This window comes from Cupriavidus necator, assembly GCF_016127575.1.
Taxonomy (GTDB): Bacteria; Pseudomonadota; Gammaproteobacteria; order Burkholderiales; family Burkholderiaceae; genus Cupriavidus; species Cupriavidus necator_D.
This window is the reverse complement of sequence record NZ_CP066018.1, coordinates 478,400-490,405: the sequence shown is the minus strand read 5'-3', so window position 1 is coordinate 490,405 and position 12,006 is coordinate 478,400. Positions and strand designations below refer to the sequence as shown.

The 12,006-nt window shown below is 67.8% G+C and carries 12 protein-coding genes; 5 read left to right on the top strand and 7 right to left on the bottom strand.

Annotation, left to right across the window (positions count from 1 at the left end):
- Positions 1–54: 54 nt before the first annotated feature.
- On the bottom strand, positions 55–531 hold the full coding sequence (locus I6H87_RS02365) for a MarR family winged helix-turn-helix transcriptional regulator (RefSeq protein WP_011614798.1): 477 nt from the start codon (positions 529–531) through the stop codon (positions 55–57).
- 217 nt (positions 532–748) lie between these two features.
- Between I6H87_RS02365 and I6H87_RS02360 the strand changes: the two genes are divergently transcribed.
- From I6H87_RS02360 to I6H87_RS02345, 4 genes are read left to right on the top strand one after another with little or no spacing between them, the layout of a single operon-like run.
- On the top strand, positions 749–1,636 hold the full coding sequence (locus I6H87_RS02360; protein ID WP_037024398.1) for a DMT family transporter: 888 nt from the start codon (positions 749–751) through the stop codon (positions 1,634–1,636).
- A 56-nt stretch (positions 1,637–1,692) separates the two neighbouring features.
- The gene (locus I6H87_RS02355; protein WP_010809246.1) at positions 1,693–2,481 is read left to right on the top strand and encodes an SDR family oxidoreductase; all 789 of its coding nucleotides are present in this window, start codon (positions 1,693–1,695) and stop codon (positions 2,479–2,481) included.
- 54 nt (positions 2,482–2,535) lie between these two features.
- Complete coding sequence (locus I6H87_RS02350) at positions 2,536–2,937, top strand: methylglyoxal synthase (protein WP_174549480.1); 402 nt, start codon at positions 2,536–2,538, stop codon at positions 2,935–2,937.
- 41 nt (positions 2,938–2,978) lie between these two features.
- A complete protein-coding gene (locus tag I6H87_RS02345) occupies positions 2,979–3,956 on the top strand; it encodes a quinone oxidoreductase family protein (RefSeq protein WP_010809244.1) in 978 nt (325 codons plus the stop codon).
- A 75-nt stretch (positions 3,957–4,031) separates the two neighbouring features.
- On the opposite strand, the gene I6H87_RS02340 is transcribed toward I6H87_RS02345, so the two are convergent.
- The 6 genes from I6H87_RS02340 to I6H87_RS02315 all read right to left on the bottom strand — a co-directional run bounded on the left by I6H87_RS02340 (position 4,032) and on the right by I6H87_RS02315 (position 10,584).
- Positions 4,032–4,325 (bottom strand): YkvA family protein, encoded by a 294-nt coding sequence (locus tag I6H87_RS02340; protein WP_011614800.1) that lies wholly within the window; start codon positions 4,323–4,325, stop codon positions 4,032–4,034.
- Positions 4,326–4,539: 214 nt separating this feature from the next.
- Complete coding sequence (locus I6H87_RS02335) at positions 4,540–5,685, bottom strand: BMP family ABC transporter substrate-binding protein (RefSeq protein WP_010809242.1); 1,146 nt, start codon at positions 5,683–5,685, stop codon at positions 4,540–4,542.
- A gap of 59 nt (positions 5,686–5,744) precedes the next feature.
- Complete coding sequence (locus I6H87_RS02330) at positions 5,745–6,665, bottom strand: ABC transporter permease (RefSeq protein ID WP_010809241.1); 921 nt, start codon at positions 6,663–6,665, stop codon at positions 5,745–5,747.
- Between the two features lie 18 nt (positions 6,666–6,683).
- Entirely contained in the window at positions 6,684–7,793 is a 1,110-nt protein-coding gene (locus tag I6H87_RS02325) for an ABC transporter permease (RefSeq protein ID WP_010809240.1), read from the bottom strand.
- Entirely contained in the window at positions 7,786–9,348 is a 1,563-nt protein-coding gene (locus I6H87_RS02320; RefSeq protein WP_011614801.1) for an ABC transporter ATP-binding protein, read from the bottom strand. Before I6H87_RS02320 ends, I6H87_RS02325 begins: the two co-directional genes overlap by 8 nt.
- A gap of 315 nt (positions 9,349–9,663) precedes the next feature.
- Entirely contained in the window at positions 9,664–10,584 is a 921-nt protein-coding gene (locus tag I6H87_RS02315) for a pirin family protein (protein WP_011614802.1), read from the bottom strand.
- 689 nt (positions 10,585–11,273) lie between these two features.
- Here I6H87_RS02315 and I6H87_RS02310 point away from each other — a divergent pair.
- Positions 11,274–11,990: an ABC transporter permease gene (locus tag I6H87_RS02310; protein ID WP_011614803.1), complete on the top strand. Its 717-nt coding sequence runs from the start codon at positions 11,274–11,276 to the stop codon at positions 11,988–11,990.
- Positions 11,991–12,006: the final 16 nt, after the last annotated feature.

Here is a 12,006-nt window from a genome sequence, read left to right as displayed (position 1 = left end):
TCTCCCCTCTCCCGCAAGCGGGAGAGGGGAGAAAACCCTCGGCGTCCGTGGACCCTAGACGCCGTTCCCCTCGTCGATCTCACTCATCTTGCGCAGCAGGTAAGTCACCGCCACACGCTCGGCCGGATTCAGGCTGCCGAAGGTCTGCTCCGAGATTTCCTTCGCAAACGGCACGGTCTCATCGATCAGTGCCAGCCCGTCGGGCGTGACCGTCACCACCACCTTGCGCCGGTCATTGGGATCGTGCGACACCGCAATCAGCTCACGCGACTTCAGCCGGTCGATGATGCCCCGCACGGTGGCCTGGTCGATGGCGGTGGCGCGCACCACCTCGTTCATCGAACACGGCTGGCGGTCCCTGACCGCGCACAGCACCACGAACTGCGCCGCAGTCAGCTGCGAATCCGGGATGGTCTGCTGGAAGATCGCCACATGGCGCTGGTAGGCGCGCCGCAGCAGGTGGCCCACCTGCTCGGTGAAGTCGTAGTCTGCGGCGGTCTTGCCGGAAGGCGGGTCGGAGGGCTGGGGCACGAACCTGGTGCAGTGGGTAAGGTGACCCAGAGTATACCGAGGAAGGGGGCAGGAAAGGTGGCCGGGAAGGTGGCCGGAGCCGCCGAGGTGATGCCCGATGCCATTGCGTCTTTTCGAATACAATCGTCGGGTCGTTTCGCGGGGCCGACGTGCCCGCCCGCTTTCCCCTGTATTCCCCGTGCCCGCCTCCCAGAAGTCTCTCGCCGCACCTGCCGCGCTGCCGTCGCCGCAGCGCTCGGGCCTTGTCATCGCCGCCGTCGGCGCGGTGCTGTTCTCCGCCAAGGCGATCGTCGCCAAGCTGATGTACCGCTACAACGTCGATGCGGTGATGGTGATCACGCTGCGCATGCTGTTCGCGGTGCCGCTGTTCATGGCGATCGGCTGGTGGCAGTCGCGCCGGCTGGCGCCGCTGTCGTGGGCGGATCGCGGCCGCGTTGTGTTTCTCGGCTTTATCGGCTACTACCTGTCGAGCTTCCTCGATTTCATCGGCCTGCAATACATCACCGCCGGGCTGGAGCGGCTGATCCTGTTCCTGACGCCGTCGTTCGTGCTGCTGGCCACCGCGCTGGTGTTCCGCCGGCCGATCGCCATGCGCCAGTGGCTGTCGCTGCTGCTCGCCTACGCCGGCATCGTGCTGGTATTCGCGCATGACCTGGACGTCAGCGGCAGCCAGGTGTGGCTGGGCGGCGCGCTGGTGCTGGGCAGCGCCATGACCTATGGTATCTACCTGATCCTGAGCGGCGAACTGGTGCGGCGTATCGGCTCGCTGCGGCTGGTGGCGTATGCGATGTGCGTCTCGACCGCCTGCTGCGTGATCCAGTACCTGGTACTGGGCCGGCCGGTGGCGGAACTGGCGCAGCCGGCTCCGGTGATGTGGCTGTCACTCGTCAATGCGGTGTTCTGCACCGTGCTGCCGGTGTCGCTGACCATGGTGGCGGTGTCGCGCATCGGCGCGCCGATGGCGTCGCAGGCGGGCATGATCGGCCCGGTGTCGACGCTGTTCCTGGCCTTCTGGCTGCTGGGCGAGCCCGTCAGCGGCGTGCAACTGGCCGGCAGCGCGCTGGTGATGGGCGGCATGTATTTGCTGTCGGCAAGAAAGACGTGATTCCGGGCCGGCCCCGGAGCTGGCCCCCCAAAGACAACAGACAAAAGGAGAAAGACATGGATCTGGGACTGCGCGGCAAGCATGCGCTGGTATGCGGCGCCAGCAAGGGCCTGGGCTTTGCCTGCGCCGACGCGCTGGCGGCCGAGGGTGTTGACGTGGTGATCGTGGCGCGCGGCGCCGAGGCGCTGGAGAAGGCCGCGGCCGGCCTGCGCGCGCGCCATGGCCGCCGCGTGATCGCGGTGGCGACCGACATCACCACGCCCGAAGGCCGCAAGGCGGCGCTGGACGCCGTGGCCAAGCTGGGCGACCTCGACATCCTGGTCAACAACGCCGGCGGCCCGCCGCCGGGCAACTTCCGCGACTGGGAGCGCAGCGACTGGCTGGCCGCGCTGGACGCCAACATGCTGACCCCGATCGAGCTGATCAAGGCCACTGTCGACGGCATGATCGCGCGCAAGTGGGGCCGCATCATCAATATCACCAGCGGCGCGGTCAAGGCGCCGATCGATGTGCTGGGCCTGTCCAATGGCGCGCGCTCGGGCCTGACCGGCTTTGTCGCGGGCGTGGCGCGCGAAGTGGCGCAGCACGGCGTGACCATCAACAACCTGCTGCCGGGCCCGTTCAACACCGACCGCCTGCTCAAGACCATGGAAGGCGGCGCCAAGAAGGCTGGCCTGAGCGTCGATGAGGTGGCGCAGCGCCGCGCCGCGGCGAACCCGTCGCGCCGCTTCGGCGAGCCGGCCGAGTTCGGCGCCACCTGCGCGTTCCTGTGCAGCCGCCATGCCGGCTACATCACCGGGCAGAACATCCTGCTCGATGGCGGCGCCTACCCGGGCACCTTCTGATCCCGCTGCTTTCTCCTGTTTCCTGACGTTCACCGACCCCGCAACAAGGAACCCCTGATGACTCGCCCCCGCATCGCGTTGATCGCCCACGACCACAAGAAGGACGACATCGTTGCCTTCGCCACGCGCCACCGCGCCTTCCTTTCGCAGTGCGAGCTGCTGGCCACCGGCACCACCGGCGGGCGCCTGATCGACGAGGTCGGGCTGGAGGTGACGCGCATGCTGTCGGGGCCGTGGGGCGGCGACCTGCAGATCGGCGCGCAACTGGCCGTAGGCCTGGTGCGCGCCGTGGTGTTCCTGCGCGACCCGATGACGCCGCAGCCGCATGAACCCGATATCAACGCGCTGGTGCGCGCCTGCGACGTGCACAACGTGCCCTGCGCCACCAACGTGGCCACTGCCGAGCTGTTGATCGCCGGGCTTGCCCGCGAGGTCGACGAAGCGGCGGCCAGCTGAATTCCCGATCGATGCAACACCATAGCGAAGGAGCGACACAGATGAGCAAAGCCATCCGGATCGAGCAGACCGGCGGTCCCGAAGTCATGCAGTGGGTCGATGTCGAGGTGGGCGAGCCCGGTCCCGGCCAGCTGCGCGTGCGCCATGAGGCGGTGGGCCTGAACTACATCGATGTCTATTTCCGCACCGGGCTGTACAAGCAGCCGCTGCCGGGCGGGCTGGGCATGGAAGGCGCCGGCGTGGTCGAAGCGGTGGGCGAGGGCGTGCGGCACGTCGCCGTGGGCGACCGCGTGGCCTACGCTGGCCGACCCACCGGCGCCTACGCGCAGGTGCGGGTGATGCCGGCCGATATCGTGGTGCGGCTGCCCGATGCGATCCCGTTCGACACCGCCGCGGCGATGATGCTGCAGGGCCTGACGGCGCAGTACCTGATCCGCGACAGCTACAAGGTGCAGCCGGGCGACACGGTGCTGCTGCATGCCGCCGCCGGCGGCGTCGGCCTGATTGCGAGTCAGTGGCTCAAGGCGCTCGGCGTGACCGTGATCGGCACCGTCGGCAGCGACGAGAAGGCCGAACTGGCGCGCGCCAACGGCTGCGCCCACACCATCGTCTACACGCGTGAGTCGTTCGTGGAGCGGGTCAGGGAGATCACCAACGGCAAGGGGGTGCCGGCGGTCTATGACTCGATCGGCAAGGACACCTTCCAGGGCTCGCTCGACTGCCTGGCGCCGCGCGGCACCATGGTCAGCTTCGGCAACGCCTCGGGCCCGGTGCCGCCGTTCGACCTGTCGGTGCTGGGCAACAAGGGCTCGCTGCGGCTGACGCGGCCGACGCTGATGACCTACGTGGTGCACCGCGAACTGCTGGAGCCGATGGTGGCCGACCTGTTCGACGCCGTGGCCACCGGCAAGGTGAAGATCGACGTCCGCCAGCGCTACGCGCTGTCTGAGGTGGCGCAAGCGCATCGCGACCTGGAAGCGCGCAAGACCACGGGCTCGACCATCCTGCTGCCGAACTGAGCAACAGCCAGGCAGGCAAGCAAAAGCCCCGGGGCGGCAGGCGCTGCCCCGGGGCTTTGGCTTTGAGCGATGCCGTCAGTGCGGCCGGACCGTGGTGGCGGTGGCGCGCGTCTGCGCCTGGCGCAGGATATGCGGCGGCAGGCGCTTCAGGATCAGGTGCACCGCCAGCGGAATCAGCACCACGTCATCGACAATGCCCAGGCCCGCGACCACGTCGGGGATCAGGTCGATCGGCGAGATTGCGTAGAGCAGCAGCCCGATGGCGGCGGGCTTGAGCCAGGGCGGCGCGTCCGGATGGCGCAGCGCGTACCAGAACAGGCGGCCGTCGCGGCGAACCAGCGTCCACAGGGCCGAAAATCGCTTCCACATGAGAGGCCTCCTTCACATTGCGGGCGCCGGTTACTGGCGCATGCACAGATAGCTTGGGCCGTTATCGGCGGCTTCAAGTTCCGCAAGGTATGGGCGGTGCGGGGAGGGTGCCCGGAACGGGCGGCAGGGCGGGGAATTGTGGCGATTCCGCCCCCGCGCGGCGGAGGCGGGCGCCGCGCACCGTCACCGGCGCGCGGCTGGGCTGCGTGGCGAATCAGCCCGGGATCTTGCCTTCCACGCCTTCGACGTAGAACTTCACGCCATGCAGGAAGCCGTCGTCGGCCACCTGGTCCTTGGCCAGCTGTTCCTTGCCGGTGTTGTCCTTGATCGGACCCTTCCAGATCGGCGCGCTGCCGTCGGCGATGCCCTTCTTGCGCTCTTCGACCAGCGCCTTGACGTCAGCCGGCACATCGGCGTTGAAGCTCTTCAGGTCGATCATGCCTTCCTTCAGGCCCCACCACGTGGTGCTGTTCTTCCACTGCTTGTTCAGCACGTCTTCCACCACCTTGTTGTAGTAGACGCCCCACGAGATCACCGACGCGGCCAGGTGGGCCTTGTCGCCGAACTTGCTCATGTCGCTGTCCCAGCCGAAGGCGTGCACGCCCTTTTCCTGCGCGGTCTGCACCACGGCGGCGGAGTCGGTGTTCTGCATCAGCATGTCGACGCCCTGGCCGATCAGCGTGGTGGCGGCTTCGCGCTCCTTGCCCGGATCGAACCACTTGTTGACCCACACCACCTTGACCGTGGCCTTGGGGTTGACGCTGCGCGCGCCCAGCGTGAACGAGTCGATATTGCGGATCACCTCGGGGATGGGCACCGATGCCACCACGCCCATCTTGCCGGTCTTGCTCATCTTGCCCGCGACCACGCCCGCCAGGTAGGCGCCTTCATAAGTGCGCACGTCGTACTGGGCCAGGTTCTCGGCGGTCTTGAAGCCGGTGGCGTGCTCGAACTTTACGTCCGGGAATTCCTTGGCGACCTTGAGCATCGACTCCATGTAGCCGAAGGTGGTGCCGAAGATCAGCTTGTTGCCCTGGCTGGCCAGGTCGCGGAACACGCGCTCGGCGTCGGCCGCGGATTCGGGCACGTTCTCGACGAAGGAGGTCTTGACCTTGTCGCCGAACTTCTCTTCCACGGCCTTGCGGCCGTTGTCATGCGCGAAGGTCCAGCCGGCATCGCCGACCGGCCCGATATAGACGAAGGCGACCTTGAGCGGCTCGGCCTTCTGCTCGGCCGCGGGCGCGGAGGCCGCGCCCGCCGTCTCGGCAGGCTTGTCGGCCTCTTTCTTGCCGCAGCCCGCGAGGGTCAGCAAGGCGGTGGCGGCCAGGGCCGCCAGGGTCTTCCTGCGCGTGACGATCATGATTTCTCCTTGTGATGAATTGTTGGTAGCTCAGGGATTTCCGTAAAAAAACTCGAGGCTCAGGCATTGCCGGGCCGGAAGGGCTTGCCCAGCGAGGCCGGCATGTTCAGCCGGATCCAGGCCGGGTTGCGCGAGATCAGCGCCAGCACCACGATGGTGGCCGCGTACGGCAGCATCGACAGGAACTGCGACGGCACCGACACGCCGATCCCTTGCAGGTAGAACTGCAGGATGGTCACGCCGCCGAACAGCCACGCGCCCACCAGCACGCGGCCCGGGCGCCAGGTGGCGAAGGTGGTCAGCGCCAGCGCGATCCAGCCGCGACCGGCGACCAGGTTCTCGACCCACATCGGCGTGTACACCAGCGACAGGTAGGCGCCGGCAAGCCCGCAGCAGGCGCCGCCGAACAGCAGCGCGCCAAAGCGGATGGTGCGCACCGGGTAGCCCAGCGCGTGCGCCGATTCCGGCGCTTCGCCGATCGCGCGCAAGGTCAGCCCCGCGCGCGTGCGGAACAGGAACCACATGATGGCAAAGCACAGCAGCAGGCTGAAATACACCATCCAGTGATGCTGGAAGAAGGCCGGCCCGAAGAAGGGCAGGTCGGCCAGGCCGGGCACGGCCTTGGCCTGCGCCGGCATGGCGAAGCCGACAAAGCGCTGGCCCATGAAGGCCGACAGGCCGGTGCCGAAGATCGACAGCGCCAGGCCGGTGGCGACCTGGTTGGTGGCCAGCACCAGCGCCAGCCACGAGAACAGCGTGGCCATCAGCATGCCGGCGAGCGCGCCGGCGGCAAAGCCGAGCAGCGGCGACTGGGTCTGGTAGCCGACCATGAAGCCGGCCACCGCGGCGACCAGCATCATGCCTTCGGCGCCGAGGTTGAGCACGCCCGAGCGCTCGTTGATCAGCAGGCCCAGCGCGGCCAGCAGCAGCGGCGTGCCGGCGTTGATGGCGGTGGCGATAAGGGGAGCGAGTTGTTCCATATTGTTCTGTAGCTCCGCTCAGGCCGTGGTGGCGCGCCAGCGCAGGCGGTTTTCGATCAGCGTGTCGCAGGCCAGCAGGAAGAACAGCAGCATGCCCTGGAACACCCAGCCAATGGCCGACGGCAGGCCCAGGCGCGATTGCGCCATCTCGCCGCCGATATAGAACAGCGACATCATGATGCCGCCGAAGACCGTGCCGACCGGATGCAGCCGGCCGATAAAGGCGACGATGATGGCGGTGAAGCCGTAGCCCGGCGAGATCGACGGCAGCAGCTGGCCGATCGGGCCGGTCACTTCGAACGCGCCCGCCAGGCCCGCGGTGGCGCCCGAGATCAGCAGTGCGCTCCACAGCGCGCTGCGCGCCGAGAAACCCGCGTAGCGCGCCGCCGCCGGCGCGGTGCCGCCCACCTGCAGGCGGTAGCCGGCAAAGCTGCGGAACACGAACACGGTCATCACCGCCACCAGCACCAGCATCACGGCAAAGCCGGCATGCAGGCGCGAGCCCGACATCAGGTTGGGCAGCAGGTACTCGGACGAGAACACCTTCGACTGCGGGAAGTTCATGCCGTTGGGATCCTTCAGCGGCCCGTTGACCACCCACAGCAGCAGCTGCTGCGCGATATAGGTGAGCATCAGCGAGACCAGGATCTCGTTGGCGTTGAACCTGTCCTTGAGCACCGCCGTGAGCGAGGCCCACAGCATGCCGCCGACCATGCCGGCGAGTGAGGCCAGCACCAGCACCACGGTGCCGTTCATGGCCTGGCCCGGCACATCGAAGTAAAGCACGGTGGCGCCGGCGCAGATGCCGCCGGCAATCAGCTGCCCGTCGGCGCCGATATTCCACACGTTGGCGCGGTAGCACACCGACAGGCCGAGTGCGCACAGCACCAGCGGCACGGTCTTGAGCAGCACCTCGCCGATGGCGCGCTGGTCGCGCAGCGGATCGGCCAGGAAGACCTTGAGCGCGGCCACGGGGTCCTTGCCGAGCACCAGGAACAGCAGCGCGCCGAACAGGAGCGTCAGCGCCAGTGCGACCACCGGCGAGGCATAGGCCATGGTGCGCGAGGGCAGGCCACGCGGCGCCAGCGAGAGGGGGGAGCGGGGCAGCAGTTGTCGCACATCAGCCATGGCTTGCCACCTCCGCGCCGGATTGCGCCTGGGCGGGCCCGCCTTGCCACAGTCCGCTCATCCACAGGCCGATCTGCTCGCGCGTCGCGGTCTCGGCCGGCACCGAAGGCGACAAGCGGCCCTTGGCGATCACGTGCAGCCGGTCGCAGATCGCGAACAGCTCGTCGAGCTCTTCCGACACCACCAGGATGGCGCAGCCGGTGGCCTTCAGCGCCAGGATCTCGTTGTGGATCTGCGCCGCGGCGCCAACGTCCACACCCCAGGTCGGTTGCGCCACGATCAGTACCTTAGGGCCGCTTTCGATCTCGCGGCCGACAATGAATTTCTGCAGGTTGCCGCCCGACAGGCTGCGCGCCAGCGCGTGCGGCCCGCTGGCCTTGACGCGGAAGCGGCTGATCACGGCCGAAGCCAGCCCGGTGGCCGCGCCGGGCGAAATCATGCCTTGCCTCACATAGGGTGGCGTCTGGTGCGACAGCAGGATATTGGTCGCCAGGCTCATGCCCGGCACCGCGCCGCGGCCCAGGCGCTCTTCCGGCACGAAGGCCAGGCCCGCGCGCCGGCGCTGGCGCGCATCGAGCCGGCCGACTGGCTTGCCGCCGAGCTGCACCGACATGTTGTCTGCGCGTGTGTCTTCACCGGACAGCGCGGCCAGCAGCTCCTGCTGCCCGTTGCCGGACACGCCGGCAATGCCGACGATCTCGCCGGCGTGGACATCCAGCGAGATCCTGCTCAGCTCGGTCGCGAAGGCATGCGCGCGCGGCAGCGACAGGCCCTGCACGCTGAGCCGCACCGGGCCGCGCTCGGCAGCCACGCGCGTCTCGCGCGGGGGCTCGCCGCCGATCATCAGCCGCGACAGCGAGGCCGCGGTTTCCTGGCGCGGATCGCACACGCCGGTGACCTTGCCCATGCGCATCACGGTGGCCTGATGGCACAGTGCGCGGATCTCGTCGAGCTTGTGGCTGATGTAGAGGATGCTGGTGCCTTCGGCGGCCAGCTGGCGCAGCGTGACGAAGAGCGTTTCCACTGCCTGCGGGGTCAGCACCGAGGTGGGCTCGTCCAGGATCAGCAACTGCGGATTGGCCAGCAGCGCGCGCACGATCTCCACGCGCTGGCGCTCGCCGACCGACAGCGTATGCACATGGCGGTTCGGCTCCAGCGGCAGCCCGTAGCGCTCGGCGGTGGCGCGGATGCGCTCGGCCAGCTGCTTTATGTTGCCTTGCTGTCCGGCGGGCAGGCCGAGTGCGATGTTCTCGGTCACGGTCAGCGTGTCGAACAGCGAGAAATGCTGGAACACCATGGCGATGCCCAGGTTGCGGGCGTCGTGCGGACTGTTGATGGTGACCGGCGCCCCGTTGAAGTGCATCTCGCCGGCATCCGGACGGACCGCGCCAAAGATAATCTTCATCAGGGTGGATTTGCCTGCGCCGTTTTCACCCAGCACGGCATGGATCTCGCCGGGGGCGACGCTGAGGCTGACGTCGTCATTGGCGACGACGCCCGGGTAGCGCTTGCTGATATGGGCCAGCGCCAGCCTGGGAGGGAGTTGTGATGTCACTGAGGCGGCTCGGGTTGTTGTGATGGCAGCAACGTGGGATGAGTCAACAGCGCGGCAGTGCGTGGCGCAGCATCGCCGCGACGCATTGCAGCATTCATCATGGTTTGGTGATGCCCGATATTGGTGATGGATTATATAAGTGACAGGACACCGGGCGGGCCGATTCCGGCGTCATTCCAGTCCCTGCAACGGTTTGGGGGTGGTTGCAAGTCGCGTGCCGGCCACAGCACGAAAAAAAGCCGCCGGCTCCTTGCGGAGCCAGCGGCTGGACTGGAGCAGCGGCGGGCGGCCAGGGCGGCCGCTCGCCGGCAGGGCTCAGGCGCCGGTGGTGGCGAAGCGCCCGTCGCGGAAATCCGCCAGAGTCTGGTAGATCTGCTCCTGCGTGTTCATCACGAACGGCCCGTACTGCGCGATCGGCTCGTTCAGCGGCTGGCCCGCGATCAGCAGGAAGCGCGCGTCGGCCTCGGCCCTGACGATGACGCCGTCAGACTGGCCGGCGTTGTCCAGCACGCCCATGCGCTGGGCCTCGATCACGGCGCGGTCGTCGCCGCTGCCGATCGAAACCTCGCCCCGGTACACGTAGACGAACGCGTTGTGCCCGGCCGGCAGCGCCTGCGCAAAGGTCTGGCCGGCCGGCAGGTGCACGTCCAGGTAGACCGGCTCGGTCACCGGGCGCGTGATCGCGCCGGCCACGCCGTGCGTGGCGCCCGCCAGCACGCGCACCGTGGCGCCGTTGTCCAGCGCCACCGTCGGGATCTCGGCGGCGGGCAGGTCGCGGTACCACGGCGCGGTCATCTTGTCCGCGGCCGGCAGGTTCAGCCATAGCTGGAAGCCTTCCATGCGGCCGTCTTCCTGCTCGGGCATTTCCGAGTGGACCACGCCTGCGCCTGCCACCATCCACTGCGCGCCGCCGTTCTGCAGCAGCCCCTCGTTGCCGGCGCTGTCGCGATGGCGCATGCGCCCGGCCAGCATGTAGGTGATGGTCTCGAAGCCGCGGTGCGGGTGATCGGGGAAGCCGCCGATGTAGTCGTCCTTGCTGTCGGTGCCGAAGGCATCGAGCATCAGGAACGGGTCCAGCCGGCGCTGCAGGTTCTGCGTCAGCACGCGGGTCAGCTTGACGCCGGCGCCGTCCGAGGTGGCAATGCCCCGCACCACGCGGTCCACGGCGCGCGAGCGTTGCACGGTTTCGGCGGCGGCGGCGGGAACGGTGGCGAAGGTGGTGGCAAGGGTGTCCATGTCTTTCTCCTGTGGGCGGGTTCCGCGCGGCAATGGCCGGGCCGGTTTCCCGTCGTTTCAGCTACCTCGTCAATTTAGTGTTTTGGCGCGGAAAGAGTAGAGGGTCGCCGGGCAACAGATTGTTCTGCTGGCGTACCGACTGTTGGTCCAGGTTCTTTCGAATTCAGAACGATCCGGGAGGTCGCCGTGTGCCGGCTAATGCACGGCCGAACATGCCGTCCTACTGCCGCCAATTCGCGCAAGATCGGCGCAGGAAGGCCGGAAAAATGCGGGAAGATGACAGGATCGATGAAGATCGCTATAATAGCGCTCTCTTTGTCATCCGTTGAGGTGAGATGCGGGGTGTCAAAACCTCGCCAGCCCTTGCCAGTCAACGGCCGATGGACCGGCGGCGCGTCGGAAAACTTCAATATTTGCGCTGCCACTGGCCAACCGATCGCAACAACTTTGCGTCGCCGGTTGCGCCGCTTCAGGGACTGCCAATCCAACCCGGCATCCCGTCAATCGGACTTCCCGCCCACGGCGGAGGAATCCACAGACCGTCCGCCGGCAATCGTGCCGGTCATGGCGGCAATGCAATCTGAACCGGGACTGGTGGCGCCCTATCTCCGCACGCACCAGCCCATATTGTTTTCCATCGCCGGGAAGTGGCGTGCTGCGCGCTTTTCGGTTTCGGAAAAGGGGAGAGTATGTCAAAGCAATCGGCACGGGTCTTCGCCTGGGCAGGACTGACGCTGGCCGCGCTGGCTGCACTGGTGGCATGGATCGGCGTCGATGTGATTCGCCAGTACCAGGAGCGCCTGCTCTACGACGTGGCCGACCACCTGCGCCTGGTGGTGCTGTCCATGACGCTGGCGCTGGCCACCGGCATCCCGGCCGGCATCGCGCTGAGCCGCCCGTGCATGCGCCGCTGGGCCGACCGCCTGATGCAGGTTTTCAACGTGGGCAATACCGTGCCGTCGCTGGCGGTGCTGGCGCTGGCCCTGGCCGTGCTCGGCATCGGCGAGCGGCCCGCCATCCTGGCGCTGTGGCTGGCCTCGCTGCTGCCGATCGTGCGCAACACCTACGAAGGCCTGCGCAATGTCTCGCCCACGCTGCTGGAAGCGGCGCGTGGCATCGGCATGACGCCGGTGCAGCGCCTGGTGCGCGTGGAATTGCCCAACGCGCTGCCGGTGATGCTGGCCGGCATCCGCATCGCCCTGGTCATCAACGTGGGCACGGTGCCGCTGTCCTTCCTGATCGGTGCCAACAGCCTGGGCGAGCTGATCTTCCCGGGCATCTACCTGAACAACCAGCCGCTGCTGCTGCTGGGCGCGGCCGCCACGGCGCTGCTGGCGCTGGCCCTGGACGCGCTCTTTGCCGCCGCCGGCCAGCTGTACCTGCGCCGGCGCGGGCTGGCGCGCTGAACATGGGGACCGAAAT

Excerpts from the sequence above, each read along its gene's own strand:
- I6H87_RS02355 (WP_010809246.1), top strand. The coding sequence starts at position 1,693 with ATGGATCTGGGACTGCGCGGCAAGCATGCGCTGGTATGCGGCGCCAGC.
- I6H87_RS02345 (WP_010809244.1), top strand. The coding sequence starts at position 2,979 with ATGAGCAAAGCCATCCGGATCGAGCAGACCGGCGGTCCCGAAGTCATG.
- I6H87_RS02340 (WP_011614800.1), bottom strand. The coding sequence starts at position 4,325 with ATGTGGAAGCGATTTTCGGCCCTGTGGACGCTGGTTCGCCGCGACGGC.
- I6H87_RS02335 (WP_010809242.1), bottom strand. The coding sequence starts at position 5,685 with ATGATCGTCACGCGCAGGAAGACCCTGGCGGCCCTGGCCGCCACCGCC.
- I6H87_RS02330 (WP_010809241.1), bottom strand. The coding sequence starts at position 6,665 with ATGGAACAACTCGCTCCCCTTATCGCCACCGCCATCAACGCCGGCACG.
- I6H87_RS02325 (WP_010809240.1), bottom strand. The coding sequence starts at position 7,793 with ATGGCTGATGTGCGACAACTGCTGCCCCGCTCCCCCCTCTCGCTGGCG.
- I6H87_RS02315 (WP_011614802.1), bottom strand. The coding sequence starts at position 10,584 with ATGGACACCCTTGCCACCACCTTCGCCACCGTTCCCGCCGCCGCCGCC.
- I6H87_RS02310 (WP_011614803.1), top strand. The coding sequence starts at position 11,274 with ATGTCAAAGCAATCGGCACGGGTCTTCGCCTGGGCAGGACTGACGCTG.